Raw genomic sequence first — 25,571 nt, forward strand, 5'->3', positions numbered from 1 at the left:
GCCCTCAACCCCGACGTCCTCCGGTTGCTCCAGGGGATCCGAGGAGATCCTCGAGGCCGGTGGCCAGGTCGTAGGTCGGTTTCCAGCCGAGGTTGTGGCGGAGGCGGTCTGAGGAGGCGGTGATGTGGCGGACGTCCCCGAGGCGGTAGTGGCCGGTGGTGACTGGGGCCGGGCCGTTGTAGGCGCGGGCGAGTTCGGCGGCTACGTCGCCGATCGTGTGGATGGTGCCGCTGCCGACGTTGTAGGCGGTGAATGGCCCGGAGAGCGCTCCTGCGGCGGCGCTGACGGCGGTGGCGATGTCGTGGACGTGGATGAAATCACGGCGTTGCCGGCCGTCCTCGAAGACCATGGGTGCCTCGCCCCGCTCCAGCGCGGACCGGAAGATCGCCGCGACCCCGGCGTACGGGGTGTTCCGCGGCATGCCGGGGCCGTAGACGTTGTGGAACCGGAGAGCGCTCACTCGGCCGTCTGTCTCGCGCGCCCACGAGGCTGCTAGGTGTTCCCCGTTGAGCTTGCTGGCCGCATACGCGTTCCGCGGATCAAGTACGGCGTCCTCGTCGACGAGACCGGGCCGGAGTTGGGCGCCGCACCGCGGGCAGGGCGGCTCGAACCGCCCGGCGTCGAGATCCTCGGTCCGGCGCGGGCCGGGTGCGACCTGGCCATGTACGTCGCAGTCGTAGCGGCCCTCGCCGTACACGACCATCGAGCTGGCGTAGACGAAGCGCCGGATCTTCGCGTGTGCGAGTCCGCGGAGGAGGACCGCCGTACCGAGGCTGTTGCTGGAGACGTAGTCGTCCAGGTCGTCGAGGTCGACACCGAGACCGACCTTCGCGGCCAGGTGGACGACGGTGTCGATGCCGCGAAGCGCTCCGCGGACGATCTCGGCATCGCGGACGTCGCCCACGATCAGCCCGGGCCGCGGCGTGGGCTTGTGTGCGTGGACGTCGGGGCGGAAGGAATCGAGAACGACGACCTCGTGGCCCTCGGCAACGAGCTGGGTCTGGACGTGCCGGCCGATGAAGCCCGCGCCGCCGGTCAGCAGAATCCTCACCAGAGGTCCTCCGCCGCCGTACCGTCGAGCACATGCCGGCAGCTGCAGTCCGCATCCGGCTTCGGCAGCTGACCGATGACATCGGTGACGAGACCCCTGAGTCGCCCGATGCTGTGCTCGAATGCCTGGAGGACCTCGGCCTGCGTGACGCCGGTGCCGGTTTCCACACCCGCATCGTGGTCGGTGACGACCGCGATCGAGGTGTAGCAGAGCGCGAGTTCCCGTGCGATGGACGCCTCGGGTACGCCGGTCATGCCGACGACCGACCACCCTTGTGCGGCGTGCCACCGAGACTCCGCGCGCGTGGAGAACCGCGGCCCGTTGATCACCACCATCGTGCCGTCCGGTACGACGTTGCCGGTAGCAATCACCGTGGCCCGGCCGACCGGGCAGTACGGGTCAGCGGCCGATGTGTGGACCACCGGCGTCTCGTCATACACCGTGTGCGCGCGTCCCCAGGTGCGGTCGACGTACTGATCTGGGACGACGAAGGTCCCGGGCGTGAGCTCGGGTTTCAGCGAGCCGACCGCGCACGGCCCGAGGACCTGGCGGACGCCGAGCGACCGCAGCGCCCACAGGTTGGCGCGATAGTTGACGCGATGCGGTGGGAAGCGGTGGTCCGCGCCGTGCCGGGGGATGAACGCCACCTCGCGACCGTCGAGGTCACCCACGACCGGCGGCTCGCTGGGCGCGCCGAACGGGGTGTCGACCTCGACAGGTTTCGCGTCGGTCAGGAACGAGTAGAAGCCGGAACCGCCGATCACACCGATATCAGCCATGGTCTCGACGCTAGTGGCGGCCGGAGCGGTGATTACCGGATTCGGCTCGTCCGTCAGCGCTCCGTAAGGGTGATCGAATAGGTTCGTGAAGGTGTCCTGGGCGCTGCTCGCGATCGGCGTGGTGCTGCTGCTGTTCGGCGCCTACGCGAGCTGGACGGCCGGGCGGCTGGATCGCCTGCACCACCGGGTCGATCTCGCCCGGGCGTCACTGGAGACGGAGCTCGCCCGGCGTTCCGCGCTGGTCGGTGAGCTGGGCGGCAGTGGGATCCTCGACCCCGCGTCGTCCCTGTTGCTGCTCGACGCGGCGCATCGCGCCCGGACCGCGTCGCCGGAGGAGCGCGAGCAGCGGGAGTCGGCACTGACCCGCGCGATCCATGCCACCGGCACCGATGTGGAGCCGTGGACCGCTGAGCTGAACCTGTCGATGCGGCGGGTCCAGTTGGCACGCCGCTTCCACAACGACATCGTGGTGTCGACGCGTGATCTGCGCCGGCGGCGGCTGGTGAGCTGGTTCCGGCTGGCCGGGCACGCGCCGATGCCGAGCACGATCGAGCTGGAGGACGGCAGGTGAGCAACGACATCGACTTCGAGAAGTACCGGCATGAGCTGCGGGTGCACTGCTACCGGATGCTCGGCTCGTACGACGAGGCCGAGGACATGGTCCAGGAGACGTTCCTGCGGGCGTGGCGCCGGCGCGACGACTTCGAGGGCCGCTCCTCGCTGCGCGCCTGGCTCTACCGGATCGCGACCAACGCCTGCATCGACGACGTACGGCGTCCGCAGCGGGTCCTCCCGCATCAGCTCGAACCGGCGTCGTTCCCAGCCACCGCATTGCCGCCTCGCGAGGATCTGCCGTGGCTGCAGCCGTTCCCCGATGTACTGCTCGATCGCGCCGAGGAGCCGGACGCCCAGGTGGTACGCCGGGAGACGATCGAGCTGGCGTTCTTGGTGGCGATCCAGCAGCTGCCACCGCGGCAACGCGCCGTACTCATCTTCCGCGACGTCCTCGGCTGGCCCGCTCGGGATACCGCCGACGCGACTGACCTGACCGTCGCGGCCGTCAACTCAGCCCTCCAACGCGCCCGCCCGGTCCTCCGCGACCACCTGCCCCCACACCGCTCCGAGTGGTCCGCCACCCCTTCATCCGCCGACGAACAAGCCCTCCTCCGCAAGTACGTCGCCGCCTGGGAAGCCGGCGATCCCGACGCCCTGGTCGCGCTGATGCACGAGGACGTCCGCATCACCATGCCGCCGTACCCGTTCTGGTTCGAGGGCCTGGCCGCCGCCCGCCGCTCCCTCGCCCCCAACCTCGACCCGGCCTACCGCGGCCACTGGCGCTTCCTCCCCACCACCGTCAACCGCCAACCCACCCTCGCCGCCTACCTGAAGCCCCCAGACGCCCCTACTTACACCCTCTTCGGCCTGGACATCTTCCGCGTAGAGCAAGGCCTGGTCGCCGAAATAACCGCCTACGAAACCACCAACTTCAGCCTGTACGGCCTGCCAGATCACTTGGCGTCGGCGTAGGTTTTGACGGTTGCGGTGGTGAAGGCGAAGTTCGTGGGGGTGGGGCCGAAGGTGAGGGTGCCGGCTAGGTTGCTGGCGGCTTGGATGGCTTCGGCGACGGTGGGGGCCTCTTCGGTGGGGCAGTGGACGATGACCTCGTCGTGCTGGAAGAAGACGAGGTCGGCTTTGAGGTCCGCCAAGGACTGGCGGAGGGCGGCGAGCATCAGGAGGGCCCAGTCGGCGGCGGATCCCTGGACGACGAAGTTGCGGGTGAAGCGGCCGCGGGCTCGTGCGTGGCGGGCGTCGGTCTGGGGCTCGTCGGCGGGTGGACCTTCGAGCATCGCGTCGTCGAGCGGGGCGCCCGCGGGTGGGCAGGTGCGGCCGAGCCAGGTGCGGACGAGGCGGCCTTCCTCGCCGGCGCGCGCGGCGTCGTCGACGTACGCGACTGCCAGCGGGAAGCGTTTGCGGAGCATGGCCAGGTTCTTCAGGCCGTCGCCGGACGTCTGGCCGTAGATCGCGCCGAGTACGGCGAGCTTCGCCTTCCCGCGGTCACCGGAGAACGCCTGGTCCGAGACGGCCTTGTACAGATCACCGGGATCGCTCGCGACCTCCATCAGCGCCGGGTCGCGGGAGATCGCGGCCAGGATGCGCGGCTCGAGCTGGGACGCGTCCGCGACCACGAGGCTCCAGCCGGGGTCGGCGACGACCGCGCGACGGATCACCTTGGGGATCTGCAGACCACCACCGCCATTGGTGATCCAGCGCCCGGAGACTGTCCCGCCAGGCACGAACCCGGGCCGGAAGCGACCGTCGTGCACCCAGTCCTGCAGCCACGACCACCCGTTCGCCGTGTAGATCCGATAGAGCTTCTTGTACTCGACCAGCGGCACCACCGCCGGATGATCGATCGTCTCCAGCTCCCATCGGCGCGTCGACTTCAGCTGGTACCCGGCCTGTTTGAACGCCTTCAGCACATCCGCCGGCAGATCCGGCCGCACCCGGCGCCCGAACGCCGCCGACACCTCGTCCGCGAGCTCGGTCAGCCGCCGCGGCTCACCTGTCCCGCCGAACCGATCCCCGAGCAGCTCGGCCAGCACTGCCCGGTGAACGTCCGAGCTCCATGGCAACCCCGCCCGGTCCATCTCCGCGGCGACCAGCATCCCCGACGATTCCGATGCCGTGAGCAACCGCATCCGGTCCGGGTACTCCGCCTCCCCATGCCGCCGGAGCTGATCGGCGTACACCCGGAGGAGCGCCTCGAAGGCAACCGGCTCCTCCTGGATCTCGAAGAGCGACGACTGCTCACCCGGTACGACGGCTCGCAGCGGCGGATCCGGTGGGACCGGCCCACCACTCAGCCGCCCCCAAGCCGCAGCCGCGGAACGGGGCTCGCCCAACCGGCCCGCGTGCCCCAGCAACAACCCTTCGCTGTTCTCGATGTCGTAGCAGCGCTCCACCCGTACGCCGCCGGCCAGCAACCGTGGATAAATCTCGGCCGAAGATCGCCACACCCACCGAGACACCTGCGGACGCGAACCGATCGCGCCGGCCAGCGAAGGCTCGTGCAGCACCGGACCAGCAGGCTGCCCGTCCGGATGCAAGGCGACGAGCACAGCCCCGCCACCCTCCTCCGGCGCAATCGCCCACCGCTCGTCCATACCCGAATCCTCACACCCCGCACCGACAATCCGCGCCTGGCGCCCGACCACCGCGGCCGCTGGCGGGTTATGTGACCGCTGCCGGGTAACAAGGCGTCAGCGGCACAACAACCCGCCAGCCAGCAGCCGGAGCAACCGCCGTCAGGCCACTGGTGTCAGACTGGACTTATGTGGCGGGAGATGGATCTCGACCCGGCGGACGGGACGAAGACCGAGCAGGTCGGGGCGCTGGTCCTGCGCCGGATCGAGCGCGGCGACTTGTCCATCGGCTCGCGCCTCCCCTCGGAACGCGTGCTGGCCGATCGACTCGGTGTGAGCCGGGTGACCGTGGTACGGGCGTTGGACCAACTGCGCACGGACGGCGTACTGGAGACGAAGCGCGGCTCCGGCACCCACGTACGACCACTGGACCGCCTGCTGGACCCGATCGCGCCGGCCTCGACCGTCACGGCGGGCGACGAACCCGTCCTCGACCTCCGGTTCGCAACCACAGCGGCGCCGCACGACGTGGCGGAAGTAGCAGCCCAGGTCGTCGAGGACGCACTACCGCACGCCATGGGCGGAGACGGACCGCCGCCGGGCGGGTCGCTGGAACTGCGCCAAGCCTTGGCAGAGCGGCTCACGATCGAGGGCGTTCCCACCGAGCCGGACCAGCTCACGCTGACCGTGGGCGCAGCAGCCGGACTGAACGCCGCACTGGCCGGACTGGACCTCGGACCGGGCGTGGCGATCACCGAGACACCGACGTACCCCGCTGCCTTCGACCTGCTCCGCAAGCACCGCCTCGACGTGGCCGGCTGGCCGGCAGGGGTCTGGGACACCGACCAACTCGCCCACCTCTGCCGAAGGCACCGCCCCAAGGTCATCTACCTCCAGGCCGACAACCACAACCCAACCGGGCTCAGCATCCCGGCAGATCGCCGTACGACGATCATCGAGATCGCTCGCAGGTACGGCGCCGCACTGATCAGCGACGAGACCATGCGACCGCTCTGGCTGGCCAATGGGGAACAAGCCGAGCCACTGAGTCGCTACCCGCGCACTGTGAGTGTCGGCTCGCTCTCGAAGACGGTGTGGGGCGGACTCCGCGTCGGCTGGGTCCGGACCGGCAAGCAGCTCCGCAGACGGATCAACACAGCCGCACAGCTCAGTGTGGCGTCGCCCAGCGCTCTCGACGACCTCCTGGCCCAGGCGATCATCCAGAAGCTCGACAAGGTGATCGGCCGCCGCCGTACCCGGCTGAGGGCCAACCTGATGGCGTTGGAGGCCGGTCTGAAGACGCTCGACGGTGTGGCCTGGCCCACGCCGACCGGAGGTATGACGCTCTGGCTCGAGCTGACCGAAGTACGCGCACGACGGGTGCTGGATGCGGCCAGGGAGCACGGACTGCTGCTGGGGGCCGGAGACCTCTTCACGCCAGAGGGCACGGACCGGCGTCACATCCGCATTCCGTTCACCGCGCCGCCCGCGACCCTCCGGCTGGTGGTGGCCCGTCTGGGTGCGGCGCTGGCTCAGTCCACTTGATTCGAGGTGGACTGAGGATCGGTGCCTGCTGCCCCCTAATCTGGAGGCAGGAGCCCGACGAGCAGGAGGATGCAGTGACCGAGAACCAGACCCCCCAGACCGGCCCCGAGACTGGCACCGCGAAGGTCAAGCGCGGGATGGCCGAGATGCTCAAGGGCGGCGTGATCATGGACGTCGTCACCGCCGAGCAGGCCAAGATCGCCGAGGACGCCGGCGCGGTCGCGGTGATGGCGCTGGAGCGGGTCCCGGCCGACATCCGCGCGCAGGGCGGCGTCTCCCGGATGAGCGACCCGGACATGATCGACAGCATCATCAACGCTGTCTCGATCCCGGTGATGGCCAAGGCCCGGATCGGTCACTTCGTCGAGGCGCAGGTGCTGCAGAGCCTCGGTGTGGACTACATCGACGAGTCCGAGGTGCTCACCCCGGCCGACTACGCCAACCACATCGACAAGTGGCAGTTCACCGTGCCGTTCGTCTGCGGTGCGACCAACCTGGGCGAGGCGCTGCGCCGGATCACCGAGGGGGCGGCGATGATCCGCTCCAAGGGCGAGGCCGGCACCGGTGACGTGTCCAACGCGACCACCCACATGCGTCAGATCCGGCAGGAGCTCCGCAAGCTGCAGGGCCTCCCCGAGGACGAGCTGTACGTCGCCGCCAAGGAGCTGCAGGCGCCGTACGAGCTGGTCAAGGAGGTCGCGCAGGCCGGCAAGCTCCCGGTGGTGCTGTTCACCGCCGGCGGCATCGCCACCCCCGCCGACGCCGCGATGATGATGCAGCTCGGCGCCGAGGGCGTGTTCGTCGGCTCCGGCATCTTCAAGTCCGGCAACCCCGCCCAGCGCGCCGAGGCGATCGTCAAGGCCACCACGTTCTACGACGACCCCGACGTGATCGCCAAGGTCTCGCGCGGCCTGGGCGAGGCCATGATCGGCATCAACGTCGACGAGATCCCGCAGCCGCACCGGCTCGCCGAGCGCGGCTGGTGACCAACAGCCTGCAGTCTGTGGACGAGCGGACCGCGCGGGAGTTGCGCGGTCTCGCTCGCGTTCTGGTGCGGTCCGGGTACGCCGACCACGCGGCGATCACGGCTGCGTTGACAGAGGCGGTCCAGGAGGACGCGCCGTCGATGGACGCGGCCGCTCTGGTGCCGCTGCTGATCGGCGAGGCCGTGATGGATCTGAACGCCGAGTCTGCCGAGTGGCCGTCGGCGACGGATCCTGACCGGCTGGACGCCGTACTCTTCGAGCTCGAGAAGCTGGGACTCGTGGTGGTCCGGTACACGTCGGACCACCACGCCGCCCGGCAGGCGCTCGAGGCCGCCGCGGATCCCAACGGGCTGGTGTTCTTCACCGACACCGACGTCTGGCATGCGGTCGACTTCGGCATGCTCGAGCTGAAGCTCTGGCACCCCGACACCGCGAACGTCGCCCCTGGCGAGCCGCTCCTGGACGACGTCCTCGCGCTGCTGCACGAGTACGACTTCCCCGCCACGTTCGACGAGGGCCGCATCGAGGTCACGCTCGACTGGAAGCGAAGGGTGACGCTATGACCGTGATCGGTGTGTTCGCGTTGCAGGGGAATGTGCGTGAGCACGTGGCGATGCTGACCCAGGTCGGCGTCGAGGCGCGGCCGGTACGGCGCCCGTCCGAGCTGGAGCAGGTGGACGGGCTGGTTCTGCCGGGCGGCGAGTCGACCACGATGGACAAGCTCGCCCGCGCGTTCGAGCTGTTCGAGCCGCTGCAGAAGCGGATCGCCGACGGGATGCCGGTGTTCGGCACCTGCGCCGGGATGATCATGCTGGCGAACGAGATCACCGGCGGGATCGAGGGTCAGGAGACCCTCGGCGGACTCGACGTGACAGTACGCCGGAACGCGTTCGGGCGGCAGGTGGACTCGTTCGAGGCGGACCTGACCTTCGCCGCGTTCGACACGCCGTACCACGCCGTGTTCATCCGGGCACCGTGGGTGGAGCGGGTCGGACGGGACGTCGAGGTACTCTCGACGGTGAGCTCGGGCCCGGACGCTGGGTGGGCTGGGCTGGGGCCGGAGGCAGAACGCAGTAGGATCGTCGCCGTTCGCCACGATCGGCTGCTGGCCACGTCGTTCCATCCGGAGATGACCGGGGACGCCAGGCTGCACGGCTACTTCGCCGAGCTGGTCCGCGGCCTCTGAGTCGGTAGCAGGTAGTAGCGGTAGAAGGGTTGGGTTCGCCATGTCAGGCCACTCCAAGTGGGCCACCACGAAGCACAAGAAGGCCGTCATCGACGCGAGGCGCGGCAAGCTCTTCGCGAAGCTGATCAAGAACATCGAGGTGGCCGCCCGGATGGGCGGCGGCGACCCTGGCGGGAACCCGACCCTGTACGACGCCATCCAGAAGGCGAAGAAGTCCTCGGTCCCCAACGACAACATCGACCGCGCGGTCAAGCGTGGTTCCGGTGCCGAGGCCGGCGGTGCGGAGTACCAGACGATCATGTACGAGGGCTACGGCCCGAACGGCGTGGCGATGCTGGTCGAGTGCCTCACCGACAACCGCAACCGCGCGGCCGCGGATGTCCGTACGGCGATGACGCGGAACGGCGGCTCGCTCGCCGACCCGAACTCGGTCGCCTACATGTTCAACCGCAAGGGCGTCATCGTCGTGGCCAAGGACCAGGACGGGAAGTCGCTGTCCGAGGACGACGTGATGGAGGCCGTGCTCGAGGCCGGTGCCGAGGAGGTGAACGACCTCGGCGAGTCCTGGGAGGTCGTCACCGAGGCCACCGACCTGGTCCAGGCCCGGACCGCGCTGCAGGGCGCGGGCATCGACTACGACTCGGCCGACGTCCAGTTCGTCCCGTCGATGACGGTCGAGCTGGACGCCGACGGCGCCGGCAAGATCTTCCGCCTGATCGACGCGCTCGAGGACAGCGACGACGTCCAGAACGTCTACGCGAACTTCGACGTCTCCGACGAAATCATGGCCGAGGTCGGCTGACCCACGGCTGACTGAGGGCGCGGGAGGTCCCGCGCCCTCCAGCCTTTACGGGTTCACGATCTGGTCGCCGACCAGTGCGAGTGTCTGGATGGCGGCCAGGCCGTAGAGGGCTGTGGTGTTGGTCGAGACCCACTTGGCGGCCTGCGTCGGGTTGAGCGTCGACTTCACCTCTTCGGAGGCCCACGGGAGGTTCGGGCCGTAGCCGTCGCCGGTGTAGAACTCCTTCCACGCCCGTGCGGCCAGGTCGTCCCGATCCAGGCGTACGGCGGCGTACGCGGTGAGGCGGGAGTGGCCCTGGCGGAGGATCAGGTTGCCGAAGTACGCACCGCACTCCGCCGTCTGCTCGTCCCGGGTGGCGTTGAAGAGGCGGCAGTACTGCAGCCAGGCCGCCTCGAACGCCGGCAGGTCCACCAGGTCGAGGATCTCGGCGCAGATCTCCACCTGGCCGAACATCGCACTGAGGTGCGACACACTGACGGTCTTCTCCGTGACCGGCGCGAACCGTCCGGTGTCCAGGTCGTACAGGCCGCCACCGGTGACGAAGCCGTTCGGCATCGCACCGATCGTCTCCATCGTGCCGAGAAGCTTGCTGTGGGCAACGTCCGCTTTCGGTCCCTGCCGCTCCCACTCGGTGAGCCACGCGGCAGCCAGGCCACTCCAGTCCGTGCCGAGACCGATCGCGAGAGCATGCGGGTCGGGCTCGTACGGCTCGGTCCTGATCTTCCGCAGCGGATCCAGCACCAGGAACGTCTGGTCGGAGTCGACCAGCTCGGACAGCAGGTCACCAGTGCGCTCGTCGGCCGTGAGGTAGTAGTAGAACCGCCGGTAGATCGCCGTACTGATGCGCTGCTGCTTCGCGCTGTCCGCCCAGTGCTGTACGCCGTGCCGCGTACCCAGACCGGCCCACTGCCCGAGGTGGTACACGTCGACCTCGCCGGTATGGCGGGTCATCGCTTCCGCGAACCGGAAGATGTCGGCCCGTCCGGAGCGCAGGAACGAGTACCAGAGCCACAGATCCGGTGACAGTTCCGAGTTGTCCCACGCGTACCCGCCGACGTCGTACCGCCAGACCAGCCGGTCCTCGTCGAACGTGTGCATGATGTCGCCGTAGTCCCAGAACCCGTACCAGTGCCGGGACTCGACCTGGCCACGGTAGAAGTCGAACAGGAAGTCCAGGTGGTCCTCGATGGCCTTCTTCGCCGGCACCGACCGGTCGACCGGCGAGACGAGCCCGCCGAAGACGCGCGTACCGATGAGCTGGTCCACCGGATTGATCAGCTGCGGGGGAGTCCGCACCTGATCGGCCAGGTCGCCGAGCCGGGCAGCCGAAGGAGTCGCCGCGAGCGCCCAGAATGTGAGCTCGGAGGTCCGCGCGACCCCGTACGGCGTACCGAACTTGGGCTCGTAGTCCTCGTAGGTGATCTCGAGGGCGTCCAACTGCTCCGGGTACGTGTCCTCGCCCATGCCGTCGTGGTAGAACCGCGTGTCCATCGCGCCGGCGTCCGGCGACCACAGCCACACCGTGACCTCGGCCTCCTCGGTGAACGCACCCCGGATGTCCAGTTGCGTGGGGTGGCGCTGCCAGAAATCCCTGAGGCCGAAGGCGAACCCGCCGCTCACGCCACCGACGTACCCGAGTCCCGACGCGCGCCCACCTTGGTCGACCGAGACCCAGCCGTACCCCTGCTTGGTCCGCTTCTTCACCGTGAAGCCATCGGCGTTCAGCTGGCTCAGCGTGTAGTCACCCCACTCGGGGATCCACTTCAGCCGCGTCGTCACCCGCTGGTCCCAGGTGGCCGGATCGGGCAGCTTGGTCCCGGCGATCTGCGCCGCGCGGACGGTCGCACCCGGGTCACGCCGCAACCCGGTGATCCCCTTCACCGCCTCCGAGACCATGCCATGACCCTCACCGACGAATCGCACGTGCCGGTCGTACGCCGCATCGCGCATCGGCACCCGGAAACGCACCCCGAGGCCCGCGATGTAGTCCTTCTGCCCGTCGCGGTCGTACACGAATGTGTGCACCATCCGGACGTTCTCGGCGCCGGCCACGAAGTACAGCCGGACCGAGAACGGCAGCCAGGTCATGCCCTTCTTCGACTTGTGCCGGCCCTCGATCCGGACCACCGCGCGGACCGGGCCGGACTGCTCGACCGTGACGCGCGTGATGTCGCTCTCGTAGCGTTCCCGGACGCTGCCGCCTTCCTCGTCGTCGGCGATCTTGTCCTGCTTCAGGTTGACGAGCTGACCCTTGCGCGCGATCAGCACGTCGTCACGCCAGATGTGACTGATCAGCTCCGAACCGCTCTTGCGGATCCGGGTCTTGATGACTCCGGTGTCGACATCGACGTACGTCGTCTCGTTCTTGACCGTGACCGGTCGCTGCGGTGCGGCCGCCGTACCTGGGCCGAGGGTGTACGACTCGGCCGGTGCGTCGACTGCGATGGCGTGCGCGCTCCACTTGAGGGAGCCGTCAGGCCAGTAGGCAGTCGGCCAGCTCTGCAGGGGTACGGCGCTGCCGTCGGCGGCCTTGAGTGCGAAGGACTGGTCAGCAGGTACGGCGCCCTTCGGCCACGGCGTACCCCAGGTCGTGACGGCAGCCGTGGTCGGCTTGCCTTCCAGCCAGCTGAGCTTCACTTCTGGTACGTCGGCCACCGCCGTGGAGCGGGTGTCGAGCAGGGACGCCGCGGGGACTGCGGCCATGCCTGCTAGGACTGTACGTCGGGAGACCTCCATGCCTTTCCACCTCTGTCGTTTCGGTGTTCAGGGATGTTTCGGTGTTCGGGGATCAGGGACAGGTTCTGGATCGCTGCGAGTGCGTACTGCGAGGCGCTGTTGGTGCTGACGAAGGCGGCCTCGTCGACGGGCATCAACGCACCGTCGACTTGAGTCGTCTTCCAGTCCTTCTCGCGTTGCAGCGCGCTGCGGTGGAGCGTGTCGCCGTCGCCGACGAAGAACTTGCGCCAGGCCAGCCGGGCCAGCTCCGCGTCGCCGGTGCGGGCGGCGGCGTACGCGGCGAGTCGGCTGTGTGCCTGGACTAGTGCGATGCTCTGCAGTGGGTGGCCGACCTCCGCGGTCTGCTGCTCCGGTGTCGCCAGGTAGAGCCGGCAGTAGTCCAGCCACGCCTTCTCGAACCCGGGTACGTCGAGGTCCAGGTCGATGAGCTCCGAACAGATCTCGGGGAGCCCGAAGAGCGAGGACAGGTGCGAGACCGCGACACCGCGCCGGCTGGTGTCGAAGCGCCCGGTGGACAGATCCAGCCGCCCGTTGCCGGTGAGGAGGCCATAGTGCATTGCTGCGATGTCGGCCATCGTTCCGACCAGCCGTGCACGGGCCTTCTCATCGCCATGCCGTTCCCACCGCGTGAGCCAAGCCGCAGCGAGTGCACCCCAGTCCACACCTAGTTCGACCGAGAGCGCATGCGGGTCGGGGGAGTAGACGTCGGGCCGCACCTTGCGCTGGGGATCGACGACGAGGAGGGTCTCCTCGACCGCGGCCAGCTCGTCCATCAGGTCACCGGTCCGCTCGTCCGCGGTCAGGTAGTAGTAGAAGCGCCGGTAGAGCGCACTGGAGATGCGGACCTGCTTGCAGCTGCAGCCCCAGTGCTGGACGTTGTGCCGTGAGCCGAGGCCCTTCCACCGGCCGAGGTGGTAGACATCGACCTCACCGGTGTGCCGGGTCATCGCCTCGGCGAACCGGAACACGTCCGCTCGGCCGGTCCGCAGGTATTGGTACCAGAGCCAGAGATCCGGCGACAGCTCCGAGTTGTCCCACGCATAGCCGCCGACGTCGTACCGCCAGGTGTGCCGATCCCGGTCGTAGGTGTGCATGACGTCGCCGTAGTCCCAGAACCCGTACCAGCGCCGTTGCTCCCGCTGACCGACGTAGTACTGGAACAGGAAGTTCAGCCGCGCCTCGATGTCCTGGTCGTCGGCGGTGGGCAGACTCCAGCTGCCGAAGACACCTGCCTCCAGGAACCGTGCCGGCGCCGCCGCGAGCAGACCGGGGGAGTTGAGCAGCGCAACGTGCTCGGCGAGGTCGTTGGCCGACGGAGTGGTGTCATGCACTCGCAGCGTCAGCTCGTGCGTCCTGGCGACGCCATGCGCGTTGCCGAAGCCCGGTTCGTAGTCCTCGTAAGTGATCTCGAGGCCTTCGAGCTGCTCGGCGTAGCTGTCCTGGTCCATGCCGTCGTGCCAGTAGCGCACGTCCATCGCGGGCGCGCTGGGCGACCACATCCAGACGGTCGCGGTGGCCAGGTCCGTGGCGGCGTTGCGGATGTCGAGGCGGGTCGGGTGCAGCTTCCAGAAATCGCGCAGGCCGAATCCGAGTCCGCCGCTGACACCACCGACGTACCCGTAACCGGGCGACCTGGTGCCGGCCGGGATCGTCACCCAGGCGTGCTCCGATCCGGTGCGCTTGCGCAGGGTGAAGCCGTCGGCGCTGCTCTGGTCGAGCGTGTAGTCGTTCCACTGCGGGATCAGGTGCAGTCGATCTGATACCTCGGGATTCGGGATGTCCTCGATCGCGTGCCCGGCGACCTGTGCACGTCGTACCTCTTCACCTGGATCGCGGCGTAGACCGGTGAGGCCGCGGACTGCCTCGGTGAGGAAGCCGGACGGGCCGGCCAGGCGGATGTGCCGGTTGTGCGGCTCGTCGCGCATCACGACGTCCGCACAGAGACCCAGCCCGGCCAGGAAATCCCGGTCCGGCTCGCCGTCCCAGATGAAGCTGTGCACGATGCGTACGTCGGTCGCGCCGGCGTAGAAGTAGAGGCGGACCGAGAACGGCAGCCAGTCGCCATGCTTGCCGTCCAATTTGACCACCGCTCGCACAGGACCGTCCTGTTCGACGGTGATGCGGTCGACGGTCGCGGTGGTGTGCTCCCGACTGCGGCCGAGGTCCTCGTCCGGCGCGTCTTGTCGCAGACTGACCAGCCGTACGTCGCGCACGACCTCCTGGTCGTTGTCGACAATCGACGCGATCAGCAGCGGTTTCGTGAGCGTCCAGGTGACCTCGCCGGTCGTCACCCGTACGCCGTCCGCAGTCTGCTCGACCTGGACCGGCGTACCTGGAGCTGTCGGCTCTTGACCCGGCGCGAGCTCGTACGACGATTCCGGGTGCTCGGATGGCCCGATCGCGTGGGCCGACCACTTGACCGAGCCGTCGGGCCAGGTCGCGGTGGTCCAGCTCTGCACCGGCGTACCGTCGGCCAGGGCAAAGTGTGTGCCCTCGGCAACGGTGCCGCGCGGCCACGGGACACCCCAGGAAACACCTTGCCGGCAAGGAGTCTCCAGCCATTGCAGTGTTGTCATTCTTTCACCGATCCGATCAGGACGCCTTTGGCGAAGTGCTTCTGCAGGAACGGGTAGAAGAACAGGATCGGCAGCGTCGCGACCACCACGACCGCGAACTTCAGGCCCTGTTCCGGGAACGTGACGGTCTCCAGTTGCTGCAGCACGTTCGCCGAGTCCGCGTTCGCCGCGGTCAACTGGCGGACGATCATCTGCAGCGTCCATTTCCTGCTGTCGTCGATGTAGAGCAAGGGCGACATGTAGTCGTTCCAGATGCCGACCGCGTAGAACAGCGAGAACGTCGCGATGATCGGCTTCGACAGCGGCAGCACGATCCGCAGGAACACGTTCAGTTCGTTGCACCCGTCGATCCGGGCTGCTTCCTCCAGCGCCTCGGGCAACTCCTGGAAGAAGCTCTTCACCACGATCAGGTAGAACGGGTTGATCGCCAGCGGCAGGATCAGCGCCCAGTAGCTGTCCAGCAGGCCGAGATCACGCACCACCAGGTACGTCGGGATCATGCCGCCGCTGAACACCAGCGTGAAGATCACCAGGTTGAGCACCAGTGCGCGGCCGGGCAGGAATCGCTTGGCCAGCGGATAGGCCATGGTCAACGTGAGCGCCAGCTGGATCACCGTGCCGACCGCGGTCACGGCGATCGTGGTCAGCAAGGCGCGGACGAAGGTGTCAGTGGAGAAGATGTAGTGGTACGTGTCGGTGACGAACCGGTGCGGCCACAGGAAGAACGGCCGCGAGCTGATCTCGGACTCGGTCGCGAACGACCCCGCCAGGACGTACAGCAGCGGCAGAACCGTGACGATTGCCAGACCGGTCAGCAATACGACATTCAGTACGTCGAACACCCGGCTGCCGGCCGAGTCGTAGTACCGGACCCGTTGTTTCATGTCGTCTCCTCAGAACAGCCCACGCTGGCCCAGCCGCTTGGCCAGCAGGTTGGAGCCGAAGATCAGGACAACCCCGACCACACCCTTGAAGAGGCCGACGGCGGTCGCGTAGCTGAACGAACCCTGGGTGATGCCGATGTAGTACACGAACGTGTCGAAGACGTCGGCGACATCGCGGTTCAGCGACGTGGTCATCAGCCAGATCTGCTCGAACCCCGAATCCATCAGGTGACCGGACGTCAGGATCGCCATCACCACGATCGTCGGCCGGATCGCCGGCAGCGTGATGTGCCAGAACTGCCGCCAGCGCCCGGCACCATCCACCCTTGCCGCCTCGTACAGCTGCGAGTCGACTCCGGCCAGCGCGGCCAGGTAGATGATCGTGCCCCAGCCGGTCTGCTTCCACAGCAGTTGCAGCACGATCAGCGGCCGGAACCAGTCGGCCTGCGCGACGTAGTCGGTCTTCTCACCGCCGATGAGGCCGTGGATCCAGTTCGCGATCACGCCGAAGTCCACGGAGAACAGCAGGTAGGTCAGCGAGGCGACGATCGTCCAGGACAGGAAGTGCGGAATGTAGATCAGCGACTGCACAGATCGCTTCAGCACGCGGACCCGCAGCTCGTTCAGCATCAGCGCGACAACGATCGGCGCCGGGAAGACGAAGACTATTGTCAACAATGCGAGCAGCAGAGTGTTGAACATCAACCGGCCGAAGTCCGGTCCGGTGAACAACTCCTGGAAGTGCTTGAGGCCGACCCACTCACTGCCGGGGTACCCGAGGAACGGCACGTAGTCCTTGAACGCGATGGTCAGGCCGTACATCGGCAGGTACTTGAAGACGACGAAGTACACCAGACCGGGCAGCAGCAACAGGTAGAGCCAGCGGTAGCGCAGCAGGTCCCGCCACAGCGGTACCGGCCGGGGGCGCCGCTTGCGGCGCGGCGCCTCCGGGGTGGCCTCCGCCGACGGCGGCACCACCTGGCTCGGGACCAGATCGGTGGCCATCTGTCAGCCGCCGGCCTTGGCGGCCAGGTCGTTGACCTCCTGGGTGATCTGCGTGCCGCCGCTGTCGTACCAGCGCTTGATCTGCGCCTTCAGCTGGTCCTCGGTGATCGCACCGGACAGGTACTTGATCCGGGCGTCCGGGACGATCGTGTCCAGCGTCTGGCCCTTGGACACGGAGGTCGGCGCGATCACGCTCAGGGCCGGGTTGAACACCGCGGTCTTCAGGTCCTCGTTCATCAGGATGTCGAAGCGCTCCCGCATCTCCCGGCTGGCCGCGTCGCTCGGCCGCGGCTGGTAGGCGCTGACACCGACGGCGGCTCGGGTCCCGAGCTGGATGAAGGCCTTGTCGACGTCGTTCTGGATCGCCTTGACCTTCGGGTCGTCCTGGTTGATCGGTACGGCGTACTTCCCGTCGGCCTTGAAGTTGCGGCCCTCGATGCCGTTGGCGAGCAGAATCGAGCCCTCCTTGGACTCGAGCTTGTCCAGCGTCTGCAGCACCTGGTCGAGCTGCTCCTCGGTCCGGATGTGCTGCTTGGAGATCGCCATCACCATGTTGTAGCCGGTGAACGGATAGGAGAACTTCTGTCCGTCGGAGCGCTTCAGGTTGCCGATCAGCGTGACCTTGTCGAAGTCCTTCGGGTTCTTCTCCTTGAACAGGTCGAGCAGCTGGGTGGCCCGGACGTTGACGTCGATGATCATGCCGCCCTTGCCCTGCACGAACGGGTCGTTCCAGTTCGCACTGTCCAGGGTGGCGAAGTCCTTGTTGACCAGGCCTTCGGTGACCCACTTGCGCAGCCAGCGGTTGGCGGCCAGGAACTCCGGGGTGTCGAAGCCCGGCACGAGTTTGCCGTCGCGCTCGCCCCAGCCGTTCGGGGCGCCGAACCACGTCTCGACCACGTCGTACGGGCTGGCGCTGGCGTAGTTGCCGGGCCACTTCGGGATGATCAGGCCGTAGGTGTCCTTCTTGCCGTTGCCGTCCGGGTCCCGCTCGGTGAACGCCTTCGCGATCGCGTAGAGATCGTCGACGGTCTCCGGGTCCTTCAGACCGAGCTTGGCCATCCAGTCCTTGCGGATCACGATGCCCGAACGCAGCAGCGGCCGGATCCGGTAGATGCCGTACGTCTTGCCGTTGGTCATCGAGTTCTTGGCGGTCTGCTCGTCGACCGGCTTGAGGTTCGGGTACTTGTCCAGCTTGCCGGTCAGGTCCCAGAACGCGCCCGCATCGGCCGCCTTGACGAACGACGGACTCTTCTCGTTCGCCACCATCACGTCCGGGATCTTGTCCGAGGCCAGCGTGACGTTGGACTTGTCGCCGTACTCGGCGTTCGGCACCCAGGTGATCTTGAGCTTCTTGCCGATCTGCTTCTCGACCGCCTGCTGCAGCTCGCCGCTGGGATCGGGTGCGGTGCCGAACAGCGGCGCCATCACCGTCAGCTCGTCACTGGCCTGGCTTCCTTTGTCGTCGCCACCGCCGGAACAGGCCGAGGCGAGCAGGGCCGTTGTCAGTGCTGTTGTCAGGGCCGCGGCGAGACGCCGTCGGGAGAAGATGGTCATGAGTTCCCTTTCAGGTGCAGGCGCGCCTCGTTCTCGGCGAAGAAGCGCAGGCAGAGCCAGGTGTTGAGCTGGATCCAGCCGCCGCCGGCCAGCACGATCCCGAGAACGGGGAACCGGCCGGAGACGTAGGCGATGGACACCGCGACGAACAGCAGGAGCAGGGACGAGGCCGGCCGCGCGAGCGCGACCAACGATGCCTTGGGCAACAACTCGCGGACCTTGAGGTCGTAGTGCACGGCCATCGGGAGCAGGTAGGCGGCGATCACACCGAGCGCGACCAGGGCTACGAGGCTGGCCAGCCGGGGGAGTGACGCCTTGGTCCCGAGCGACGCGAAGTACAGGTAGTTGCCGATCAGCAGGACCGCGGCCGCGACCAGCGGGAGTACGACGAGGCAGCCGCGGCGGAATTCGCGGCGGAACGCCGTACGGAAGGCAGGCAGTGCATGAAACGATTCACCGGAAGACCTGCGTCTGGCCAGTGAATATGCTGCGAGCGTCGCCGGGCCGATACCCAGCGCGACACCGCCGACCAAGGTGAAGCCGATCCACAGCGCGTTCAACTTGATCGCCCAGACGACCTCGTCAGCGGCCTCGTACAGCCGGATCGACCAGCCGGTCGCGCTCATCATGGACCGCCATCGGGCCGGCGGAAGGCCTTGTCACGTGGGTGATTCATGCGGATCCCTGCCTTGTGACGAGGGTGATTCGGGCGAAAAGTGATGTGACCATATGGTTGAATCGTCTCAATTGTCAACGGCTGGGAAAGCGTTTGTCAGAGAACGGTCAGGCGGTGGCCTGCCGACTGCCTGAAGTCGCAGTCAGGAGCGGGAAATCCGCAGGTTCGCGTACTCGCCGACGAGCGGCGCCATCTGGCGGAAGCCGAGCCGGCCGCCGGCCAACGGCTGGTCGTCGTACCACTGGAAACTGATCAGGTCGTTGATCGCGAAGGTGATCTCGCCGCGTTGGACCGAAAGCCTCAGTTTGTAAGGACCTTGGGCGTCCAGGACGCCGGGGATCGGGTCCGCGCCCTGCGCGACGAGGTGGAAGCCGTAGCTCTTGCGCAGGTTGCAGGTGTGGAACGCGCGCTCGGCCGGCCAGCGGCGCCGGAAGTACGAGACGTGGTACGTGTCCAGGTCGCCGTGGTGGTACTGCTCGTACGGGCCGGTCCTCGGGGTGAGGTCGAAGAGATCCTCGCCCTGGCGGCCCTTCGCGTGGAAGAAGAGGATGCAGAGGCCGGGCTCGCGGATCGGCCAGAAGTCCCACTCCACGGTGATGTCCGGCGGGAAGTCCTCGGGACACCACAGCACGACGTTGGCGTCCTGTCCGTCCTCGGGTGGTCGCGTGCTCTCCAGCCGCAGCCGGCCGAGCGGGAACGAGACGGCGCCATCGCCATCAGTCCGGAAGCCGTCGAGATCGGCCGCCGACGCGAGCGGGTTCTCGTACAGCACCTGGTCGCTCATGTGCGGCGCCGGGTGTGGTCGCTGGATTCGCGGACGATCAGATCGGGCTGGAAGATCACCTGCCGGTGCCGGTGCTGCTCGGCCGCCTCGACCTCTTCCTGCAGCAACTCCATCGCGGACCGCCCGAGCATCTCCGCCGGTTGCCGCACCGACGACAGCGGTACGGCGGCCGCCCGGGCGAAGTCGATGTCGTCGTACCCGACGATCGCCATGTCGCGGGGAACCTGCAGACCGGCGACCGACATCGCCTGCAGGAAGCCGAGCGCGAGCAGATCGTTGGCCAGGAAGGCGGCGGTCGGCCGGGACCGTGGTGGCAGTGCCGCGATCTTCTCGCCGATCGCGCGGCCCTCCACGACGCCCATCACATCGACCTCGTACCGCTGCAGTTCGACGTCGTCGGCCCGCTCGACCGTCGCGGCGAATCCGGCCATCCGGTCGGACACCTGCTGCATGGTGAAAGGCCCACCGATGAAGGCGATCCGGCGATGCCCGGACTCGATCAGGTGATTGCCGGCGAGCCGTCCGCCGAGCTGGTCGTCGACCGACACCGAGCAGAACCCACGATCCGCGGCACGGTCCACGAGGACGACCGGCGTACCGCGCGAGACCAACGCCGTCAGCCGTGGATCGTTGCTGTCGAATGGGGTGATCAGGATGCCCATCACCCGCTGCTGCTCGAGCTGGTCGAGGTGGTGACCTTCGCGGACCGGATCGGTCTTGCTGTTGCAAAGCATCACCACGGTGTCGTGCTCGTACGCCAGCGCTTCGGCGCCCTCGGCGAGGTCGGTGAAGAACGGGTTCGCCACGTCGAGCACGACCAGGCCCACTGTCCGGCTTTTACCGGCGCGCAGGTGCCGGGCGGCCTCGTTACGCACGAACCCGAGCGCGCGGATGCTGTCCTGCACGCGCTGCCTGGTCGCGGGAGCCACGATCCACGGCCGATTCAGGACGTTGCTGACCGTCCCGACCGACACACCCGCGCGCTGCGCGACCTCTTTGATGCTGGGCGTTGCCATCGTCCCCCGGTCGCGGCCGTAGATCCTCGTCACGCCCACTCTATCCACCCCGGATTGAATCGTCTAAATACCTCCCGTCCTCAGGTACTGCTCGTGACTCGTGGGTAACATGTGGGGATGGCGAGTCGGGTGTTGGGGATGTGGGAGCGGTTGCGAGGGCTGCCTGGTGGGGAGCGGGTGTTCTCGCGGGCGTTCACCTGGCAGGCGCCGTACTTCCGGTCGATTCGGCCGCGCTTTGTTCAGGTGAGTCCCAACTACGCGGCGCTCGTGTTGCCGAAGCGGCGGGCAGTACAGAACCACATCGGCACGGTGCATGCGATTGCCGTGTGCAACGGTCTCGAGGCAGCGATGGGGGCGTTGGCCGAGGCGACCGTTCCGGTGGGGAAACGCTGGCTGCCGAAGGGGATGGAGGTCGCGTATCTGGCCAAGTCGACCTCCGATCTGACCTGCTCGGCCGAGACAGATCCGGGTGCCTGGACGGCGGGGCCGGATGTGCCGGTGCGGGTCCAGGCGACGCGGGACGACGGCACGGTTGTTGTCGAGGGCACCATCCATCTCTGGGTGACGGATCGGAAGTAATAGCGAGCAGCCCGGCGAGGGCTCACGTAGGGTCTTCGGCGTGATGGATGCGCTGCGGGTGGTAGATGTTTCCGAGGCTGATCTGGACTCGGTGTGGGAGGTCCGGCTGAGGTCGTTCGGGCCGGGCGGGGACAAGGACGAGTGGCGCAAGGATGCGCTGCGGTTCATCGAGGACGGCCGGTACATCGGAGTGGCCGACGGGGATGTGGTCGTCGCCGCGGCCCGGATCTGGCCCTTCCAGCAGTGGTGGGGCGGTCGACGGGTCCCGATGGCCGGGATCGCGGGCGTAGTGGTGTCGCCGGAGTACCGCGGCCGCGGAGTCGGCAGCATGCTCATGCGCGGGGTGCTGCGGCGCAGTGTCGAGATGGGCTGTCCGCTGTCCGGGCTGTATCCGGCGACGACAGTGCTCTATCGGCATCTGGGGTACGAGTTCGCCGGCGGCCGCTACAAGTTCTCCTTCCAGTCGTCGGACCTGCGGTCACTGGGCGGCAAAGGCGTGACGCTGCGGAAGGCCGGCCGGGAAGATGCTCAGTTGGTCATCGACCTGGCGAGCAAGGTGCATGAGAGCCGCCGGTCCAACGGTCCGCTGATCTGGCCGCTCGCCCAGTTGGAGTCCTGGCTGGAGGACGAGTCCAACTTCGCGTACGTCGCCGACGACGGTTTCGTCGTCTACAACTGGTCCGAGCAGAACCTGTCCGTCGACGAACTGATCGCCGGGTCAGAGGGGACCACGCGGGCGTTGTGGACGACGGTCGGGTCCGGTGCGTCGATCGCGAGGACTGTGCACGCGTACACCCCGCCGACCGATCCGATCAACCTGATGGCCGAGCACGAGGCGGACTCCACCGCGAACGTCTCGCGCTGGATGCTCAGGCTGCTCGACGCCCCGGCCGCGATCGCGGCGCGCGGGTTCGCGCCCGGCGCCGTACTGGAGGTTGACCTGCGGATCGACGACCCTGACGTACCGGCGAACACCGGCGACTGGCACCTGTCCGTCGCCGACGGCGCCGGCAGTCTCACGTCCGCACAGCCGTCTGGTGACGCACTGCGCCTCGGCCCGCGCGGTCTGGCCGCTCTGTACGCCGGTACGCCGCTCAACGCCCTGCGATCGGCGGGTTTGGCCACGGGCCAAAGCACTGCGGATCTCGCGATCGACACGGCCTTCGGCGGCCCCACGGCGTACATGCTCGACTTCTTCTGAGGCGGGGCGGCGCGTCGATTTCCGGGGCCTCGCGGGCGGCCGTTAGGGTTGTCGAACAAACGTTCGGAGGTGATCCATGCGAGTGCTCGGCGTCGACCCGGGATTGACCCGGTGCGGCCTCGGCGTCGTCGAGGGCACCCCGGGCAAGCCGCCGGCGCTGGTCGCCGTTGGTGTGATCCGGACGCCGGCCGATCTGGACGTGTCCCGGCGGCTGGTGCAGATCGAGGCCGAGCTGGACCAGTGGATCACCGAGCACCGGCCGGATGCGGTCGCGGTCGAGCGGGTGTTCGCGCAGCACAATGTCCGCACAGTGATGGGTACGGCGCAGGCCTCAGGGGTGGCCATGGTGGTGGCTGCTCGGCGCGGTCTACCGGTTTCGCTGCACACACCGAGTGAGGTGAAGGCGGCGGTGACGGGTTCGGGGCGGGCCGGCAAGGAGCAGGTGACCACGATGGTCACGCGGATCCTCAGGCTGGCCGAGCGTCCGACGCCCGCCGATGCCGCCGACGCGTTGGCGCTCGCGATCTGTCAGGTGTGGCGCGGCGGCGTGACCAGCAAGCTGCAGGAAGCAGCCGCCAGCCGGTCGAATCTGGAAGCCATGGCGCAGGCGCAATCGCGTCTGCAGGTGGCCAGACTGCGTGCGGCGGTAGCGGCGCAGGAGAGCAAGAGATGAGCACGGTCGTGCAAGGAGGTCGGGGATGATCGCGTTCGTGCGCGGCCCGGTGGCGGCAATCGGGGTGGACAGTGCCGTGATCGAGGTCGGGGGAGTGGGCCTGCAGGTGTTCTGTCACCCCGGCACGCTGGCGGGGTTGCGTCCGGGGCAGGAGGCGCGCGTGTCCACCTCGATGGTGGTGCGCGAGGACTCCCTGACGCTGTACGGGTTTGCCGACGACGACGAGAAGAGCCTGTTCGAGCTGCTGCAGACGGCGTCCGGTGTCGGGCCGAAGCTGGCGCAGGCCGCGCTCGCCGTGCTCAGCCCGGACCAGTTGCGCCAGGCCGTCGCCTCCGAGGATCTCGCCGTACTGGTGAAGGTTCCGGGGATCGGCAAGAAGGGTGCGCAGCGGATCGTGCTGGAGCTGAAGGACAAGATCGGTGCGCCGTCGAAGACGGTGACCGGCCGCCCGCTGCAGTCCCAGGAAGCTTGGCGGGACCAGGTGCATGCCGGTCTGGTGGGCCTGGGGTGGTCGACACGTGACGCCGAGGACGCCGTCACCGCGGTGTCACCGCTGGCCGCCGACAACCCGAATCCGTCCGTCCCCGACCTGCTCCGCGCCGCGCTGCGCGTGCTTTCGAAGGCTTAGCCGATGGAGGACAACGTCCGGCCGCTGGTGTCCGCGGACGCGGTGGACCTCGAGGAACGCAAGATCGAGTCGGCGCTGCGGCCGCGCACGCTGGCCGAGTTCGGCGGCCAGCGCCGGGTCAGTGAGCAACTCGAGCTGGTGCTGCACGCGGCGCGAGGGCGCAACCGGGCACCGGATCACGTTCTGTTGTCCGGACCGCCCGGGTTGGGCAAGACGACGCTGGCGATGATCATCGCCAGCGAGCTGTCCGCACCGCTGCGGATCACGAGCGGGCCGGCGATCCAGCACGCCGGTGACCTGGCCGCGATCCTGTCCGGACTGAGCGAGGGCGAGGTCCTGTTCCTGGATGAGATCCACCGGATGTCCCGCCCTGCTGAGGAATTGCTCTACATGGCGATGGAGGACTTCCGCGTCGACGTGATCGTCGGCAAGGGCCCGGGCGCGACCGCGATTCCGCTGGAGATTCCGCCGTTCACGCTGGTCGGTGCGACCACGCGGGCCGGGCTGCTGCCGGGGCCGCTGCGTGACCGGTTCGGATTCACCGGTCACTTGGAGTTCTACGAGGCGGCCGAGCTGGAGAAGATCGTGAATCGGTCCGCCGCGCTGCTCGACGTGGACATCACACCGGAGGGCGCGGCCGAGATCGCTTCCAGGTCCCGCGGTACGCCGCGCATCGCGAACCGGCTGCTCCGTCGCGTCCGCGACTACGCAGAGGTCCGAGCGGACGGGATCATCACGCTCGCGCTGTCGAAAGCGGCCCTCGAGCTCTATGAAGTGGACAAGATGGGCCTGGATCGGCTGGACCGGTCGGTCCTGGACGCCTTGTGCCGCCGATTCGGCGGCGGACCGGTGGGACTTTCCACGCTGGCTGTTGCGGTCGGCGAAGAACGTGAGACTGTGGAGGAAGTGGCCGAACCGTTCCTGGTCCGGTCGGGCTATCTGGCCCGTACGCCGCGTGGTCGCGTCGCCACGCCCGCGGCCTGGCGGCACATCGGCCTGAAAGTCCCGAAGGGCGCGACGTTCGCCGACACGCTTTTTGACGAAGACTGAATACTGTGTGTTGATCGGTCCGCAGGCCGAGTCGAGTAACGCAAACGTGACCCGGTGTCATGAGGTACTTGTTGCCGCCCACGGCTAGACTCGCCGGTGGCCTGACCTAAGGTCATTCCGCTGCGACCTGCGCGCTTGCAGAGCGTGCCGGACGCCCGTACTCCCGACGACGAAGGATTCTGAGTCCCGATGCAACTCATCGCCGTACCGCTCGCCTCTTCCGGGGGCGGTGGCTCCGCCTTCACCTTCCTGCTTCCGCTGATTCTGATCGTCGGAATGATCTGGTTCATGAGCCGCACCCAGCGTAAGCAGCGGGCGCGCCAGGCCCAGACCGTGGCCGCCCTCACCCCGGGCACGAAGGTGATCACGACCAGTGGCCTGGTCGGGATCGTCGAGGAGACCGACGACGAGTACGTGACCCTGGAGATCTCCGAGGGTGTGCTGGTGCAGGTGGTCAAGGCCGCGGTCGGCCGGGTGGTCCCGGACGAGGACCCCGCAGCGACGATCGAGGAGCCGGCCGGGCACGACCTGGCCGACGACGCCGAGAAGGACTCCGTCGACGTACCGGACGCCGGCAAGGACAAGGCCGCGGACAAGGTGCAGGACGCGCCGAAGCTCCCGCCGACGCACACCGAGAACTGATCCACCGCCCCTGACGGAGTGCGGCGCGGTCATCAGCGTCCACAAGATGGTGTGGCGCGCCCAGAAGCACAAAGG

General features: G+C 67.9%; 24 protein-coding genes. 13 read left to right on the forward strand and 11 right to left on the reverse strand.

Annotated elements, in window-relative coordinates; all coding sequences use genetic code 11:
* Positions 1-4: 4 nt before the first annotated feature.
* Together ACIBG5_RS20885 and ACIBG5_RS20890 are read right to left on the reverse strand one after the other, a co-directional pair.
* On the reverse strand, positions 5-1,051 hold the full coding sequence (locus ACIBG5_RS20885; RefSeq protein ID WP_396393143.1) for an NAD-dependent epimerase/dehydratase family protein: 1,047 nt from the start codon (positions 1,049-1,051) through the stop codon (positions 5-7).
* On the reverse strand, positions 1,048-1,830 hold the full coding sequence (locus ACIBG5_RS20890) for an S-methyl-5'-thioadenosine phosphorylase (RefSeq protein ID WP_396393144.1): 783 nt from the start codon (positions 1,828-1,830) through the stop codon (positions 1,048-1,050). The genes ACIBG5_RS20885 and ACIBG5_RS20890 overlap by 4 nt, the downstream gene beginning before the upstream one ends.
* An 85-nt stretch (positions 1,831-1,915) precedes the next feature.
* Here ACIBG5_RS20890 and ACIBG5_RS20895 point away from each other — a divergent pair, with 85 nt between their 5' ends.
* Positions 1,916-2,401, forward strand: coding sequence for a hypothetical protein (locus ACIBG5_RS20895; protein ID WP_396393145.1), 486 nt, complete (start codon positions 1,916-1,918; stop codon positions 2,399-2,401).
* Entirely contained in the window at positions 2,398-3,357 is a 960-nt protein-coding gene (locus tag ACIBG5_RS20900) for an RNA polymerase subunit sigma-70 (RefSeq protein WP_396393146.1), read from the forward strand. The genes ACIBG5_RS20895 and ACIBG5_RS20900 overlap by 4 nt, the downstream gene beginning before the upstream one ends.
* Here ACIBG5_RS20900 and ACIBG5_RS20905 read toward each other — a convergent pair.
* A complete protein-coding gene (locus ACIBG5_RS20905) occupies positions 3,339-4,994 on the reverse strand; it encodes a bifunctional 3'-5' exonuclease/DNA polymerase (protein ID WP_396393147.1) in 1,656 nt (551 codons plus the stop codon). The genes ACIBG5_RS20900 and ACIBG5_RS20905 overlap by 19 nt on opposite strands.
* Before the next feature lie 168 nt (positions 4,995-5,162).
* On the opposite strand from ACIBG5_RS20905, the gene ACIBG5_RS20910 reads away from it, so the two are divergent.
* The 5 genes from ACIBG5_RS20910 (at position 5,163) to ACIBG5_RS20930 (ending at position 9,492) form a co-directional block, all read left to right on the forward strand.
* The gene (locus tag ACIBG5_RS20910; RefSeq protein ID WP_396393148.1) at positions 5,163-6,518 is read left to right on the forward strand and encodes a PLP-dependent aminotransferase family protein; all 1,356 of its coding nucleotides are present in this window, start codon (positions 5,163-5,165) and stop codon (positions 6,516-6,518) included.
* Between the two features lie 74 nt (positions 6,519-6,592).
* Positions 6,593-7,504 (forward strand): pyridoxal 5'-phosphate synthase lyase subunit PdxS, encoded by a 912-nt coding sequence (pdxS, locus tag ACIBG5_RS20915; protein ID WP_396393149.1) that lies wholly within the window; start codon positions 6,593-6,595, stop codon positions 7,502-7,504.
* Between the two features lie 17 nt (positions 7,505-7,521).
* Positions 7,522-8,067: a DUF6891 domain-containing protein gene (locus tag ACIBG5_RS20920; protein ID WP_396393150.1), complete on the forward strand. Its 546-nt coding sequence runs from the start codon at positions 7,522-7,524 to the stop codon at positions 8,065-8,067.
* Positions 8,064-8,690: a pyridoxal 5'-phosphate synthase glutaminase subunit PdxT gene (pdxT, locus tag ACIBG5_RS20925; protein WP_396393151.1), complete on the forward strand. Its 627-nt coding sequence runs from the start codon at positions 8,064-8,066 to the stop codon at positions 8,688-8,690. Before ACIBG5_RS20920 ends, pdxT begins: the two co-directional genes overlap by 4 nt.
* Before the next feature lie 40 nt (positions 8,691-8,730).
* The gene (locus tag ACIBG5_RS20930; RefSeq protein ID WP_131353487.1) at positions 8,731-9,492 is read left to right on the forward strand and encodes a YebC/PmpR family DNA-binding transcriptional regulator; all 762 of its coding nucleotides are present in this window, start codon (positions 8,731-8,733) and stop codon (positions 9,490-9,492) included.
* Positions 9,493-9,537: 45 nt separating this feature from the next.
* On the opposite strand, the gene ACIBG5_RS20935 is transcribed toward ACIBG5_RS20930, so the two are convergent.
* From ACIBG5_RS20935 to ACIBG5_RS20970, 8 genes are all read right to left on the reverse strand, one after another.
* A complete protein-coding gene (locus ACIBG5_RS20935; protein WP_396393152.1) occupies positions 9,538-12,195 on the reverse strand; it encodes a Tat pathway signal sequence domain protein in 2,658 nt (885 codons plus the stop codon).
* 5 nt (positions 12,196-12,200) lie between these two features.
* A complete protein-coding gene (locus ACIBG5_RS20940; RefSeq protein WP_396393153.1) occupies positions 12,201-14,804 on the reverse strand; it encodes a Tat pathway signal sequence domain protein in 2,604 nt (867 codons plus the stop codon).
* On the reverse strand, positions 14,801-15,688 hold the full coding sequence (locus ACIBG5_RS20945) for a carbohydrate ABC transporter permease (protein WP_360444033.1): 888 nt from the start codon (positions 15,686-15,688) through the stop codon (positions 14,801-14,803). The genes ACIBG5_RS20940 and ACIBG5_RS20945 overlap by 4 nt, the downstream gene beginning before the upstream one ends.
* A gap of 9 nt (positions 15,689-15,697) precedes the next feature.
* Positions 15,698-16,693 (reverse strand): ABC transporter permease, encoded by a 996-nt coding sequence (locus ACIBG5_RS20950; protein ID WP_396393154.1) that lies wholly within the window; start codon positions 16,691-16,693, stop codon positions 15,698-15,700.
* 3 nt (positions 16,694-16,696) lie between these two features.
* Positions 16,697-18,247: an extracellular solute-binding protein gene (locus ACIBG5_RS20955; RefSeq protein ID WP_396393155.1), complete on the reverse strand. Its 1,551-nt coding sequence runs from the start codon at positions 18,245-18,247 to the stop codon at positions 16,697-16,699.
* Positions 18,244-18,873, reverse strand: a complete 630-nt coding sequence (locus ACIBG5_RS20960) for a YesL family protein (RefSeq protein ID WP_396393156.1) — start codon at positions 18,871-18,873, stop codon at positions 18,244-18,246. The genes ACIBG5_RS20955 and ACIBG5_RS20960 overlap by 4 nt, the downstream gene beginning before the upstream one ends.
* 192 nt (positions 18,874-19,065) lie before the next feature.
* Positions 19,066-19,707, reverse strand: coding sequence for a DUF1961 family protein (locus tag ACIBG5_RS20965; protein WP_396393157.1), 642 nt, complete (start codon positions 19,705-19,707; stop codon positions 19,066-19,068).
* Positions 19,704-20,756 (reverse strand): LacI family DNA-binding transcriptional regulator, encoded by a 1,053-nt coding sequence (locus ACIBG5_RS20970; protein ID WP_396393158.1) that lies wholly within the window; start codon positions 20,754-20,756, stop codon positions 19,704-19,706. The genes ACIBG5_RS20965 and ACIBG5_RS20970 overlap by 4 nt, the downstream gene beginning before the upstream one ends.
* An 84-nt stretch (positions 20,757-20,840) precedes the next feature.
* Between ACIBG5_RS20970 and ACIBG5_RS20975 the strand changes: the two genes are divergently transcribed.
* The 6 genes from ACIBG5_RS20975 to yajC all read left to right on the forward strand — a co-directional run bounded on the left by ACIBG5_RS20975 (position 20,841) and on the right by yajC (position 25,496).
* Positions 20,841-21,302, forward strand: a complete 462-nt coding sequence (locus ACIBG5_RS20975; RefSeq protein ID WP_396393159.1) for a hotdog fold domain-containing protein — start codon at positions 20,841-20,843, stop codon at positions 21,300-21,302.
* Between the two features lie 43 nt (positions 21,303-21,345).
* On the forward strand, positions 21,346-22,503 hold the full coding sequence (gene eis, locus ACIBG5_RS20980; RefSeq protein ID WP_396393624.1) for an enhanced intracellular survival protein Eis: 1,158 nt from the start codon (positions 21,346-21,348) through the stop codon (positions 22,501-22,503).
* 76 nt (positions 22,504-22,579) lie between these two features.
* A complete protein-coding gene (gene ruvC, locus ACIBG5_RS20985; RefSeq protein WP_396393160.1) occupies positions 22,580-23,176 on the forward strand; it encodes a crossover junction endodeoxyribonuclease RuvC in 597 nt (198 codons plus the stop codon).
* Between the two features lie 25 nt (positions 23,177-23,201).
* A complete protein-coding gene (gene ruvA / locus ACIBG5_RS20990) occupies positions 23,202-23,804 on the forward strand; it encodes a Holliday junction branch migration protein RuvA (RefSeq protein ID WP_360444010.1) in 603 nt (200 codons plus the stop codon).
* 3 nt (positions 23,805-23,807) lie between these two features.
* Complete coding sequence (gene ruvB, locus ACIBG5_RS20995; RefSeq protein ID WP_396393161.1) at positions 23,808-24,854, forward strand: Holliday junction branch migration DNA helicase RuvB; 1,047 nt, start codon at positions 23,808-23,810, stop codon at positions 24,852-24,854.
* 189 nt (positions 24,855-25,043) lie between these two features.
* On the forward strand, positions 25,044-25,496 hold the full coding sequence (gene yajC / locus ACIBG5_RS21000) for a preprotein translocase subunit YajC (protein ID WP_396393162.1): 453 nt from the start codon (positions 25,044-25,046) through the stop codon (positions 25,494-25,496).
* Positions 25,497-25,571: the final 75 nt, after the last annotated feature.

This window comes from Kribbella sp. NPDC050241, assembly GCF_044459685.1.
Classification (GTDB): Bacteria; Actinomycetota; Actinomycetes; order Propionibacteriales; family Kribbellaceae; genus Kribbella.

What these genes read in the sequence shown, in the direction of transcription:
- ACIBG5_RS20890 (WP_396393144.1), bottom strand. Translation starts at nt 1,830, where the DNA reads ATGGCTGATATCGGTGTGATCGGCGGTTCCGGCTTCTACTCGTTCCTG.
- ACIBG5_RS20905 (WP_396393147.1), bottom strand. Translation starts at nt 4,994, where the DNA reads ATGGACGAGCGGTGGGCGATTGCGCCGGAGGAGGGTGGCGGGGCTGTG.
- ACIBG5_RS20910 (WP_396393148.1), top strand. Translation starts at nt 5,163, where the DNA reads ATGTGGCGGGAGATGGATCTCGACCCGGCGGACGGGACGAAGACCGAG.
- pdxT (WP_396393151.1), top strand. Translation starts at nt 8,064, where the DNA reads ATGACCGTGATCGGTGTGTTCGCGTTGCAGGGGAATGTGCGTGAGCAC.
- ACIBG5_RS20930 (WP_131353487.1), top strand. Translation starts at nt 8,731, where the DNA reads ATGTCAGGCCACTCCAAGTGGGCCACCACGAAGCACAAGAAGGCCGTC.
- ACIBG5_RS20935 (WP_396393152.1), bottom strand. Translation starts at nt 12,195, where the DNA reads ATGGCCGCAGTCCCCGCGGCGTCCCTGCTCGACACCCGCTCCACGGCG.
- ACIBG5_RS20940 (WP_396393153.1), bottom strand. Translation starts at nt 14,804, where the DNA reads ATGACAACACTGCAATGGCTGGAGACTCCTTGCCGGCAAGGTGTTTCC.
- ACIBG5_RS20945 (WP_360444033.1), bottom strand. Translation starts at nt 15,688, where the DNA reads ATGAAACAACGGGTCCGGTACTACGACTCGGCCGGCAGCCGGGTGTTC.
- ACIBG5_RS20950 (WP_396393154.1), bottom strand. Translation starts at nt 16,693, where the DNA reads ATGGCCACCGATCTGGTCCCGAGCCAGGTGGTGCCGCCGTCGGCGGAG.
- ACIBG5_RS20955 (WP_396393155.1), bottom strand. Translation starts at nt 18,247, where the DNA reads ATGACCATCTTCTCCCGACGGCGTCTCGCCGCGGCCCTGACAACAGCA.
- ACIBG5_RS20960 (WP_396393156.1), bottom strand. Translation starts at nt 18,873, where the DNA reads ATGAGCGCGACCGGCTGGTCGATCCGGCTGTACGAGGCCGCTGACGAG.
- ACIBG5_RS20965 (WP_396393157.1), bottom strand. Translation starts at nt 19,707, where the DNA reads ATGAGCGACCAGGTGCTGTACGAGAACCCGCTCGCGTCGGCGGCCGAT.
- ACIBG5_RS20975 (WP_396393159.1), top strand. Translation starts at nt 20,841, where the DNA reads ATGGCGAGTCGGGTGTTGGGGATGTGGGAGCGGTTGCGAGGGCTGCCT.
- eis (WP_396393624.1), top strand. Translation starts at nt 21,346, where the DNA reads ATGGATGCGCTGCGGGTGGTAGATGTTTCCGAGGCTGATCTGGACTCG.
- ruvC (WP_396393160.1), top strand. Translation starts at nt 22,580, where the DNA reads ATGCGAGTGCTCGGCGTCGACCCGGGATTGACCCGGTGCGGCCTCGGC.
- ruvA (WP_360444010.1), top strand. Translation starts at nt 23,202, where the DNA reads ATGATCGCGTTCGTGCGCGGCCCGGTGGCGGCAATCGGGGTGGACAGT.
- ruvB (WP_396393161.1), top strand. Translation starts at nt 23,808, where the DNA reads ATGGAGGACAACGTCCGGCCGCTGGTGTCCGCGGACGCGGTGGACCTC.
- yajC (WP_396393162.1), top strand. Translation starts at nt 25,044, where the DNA reads ATGCAACTCATCGCCGTACCGCTCGCCTCTTCCGGGGGCGGTGGCTCC.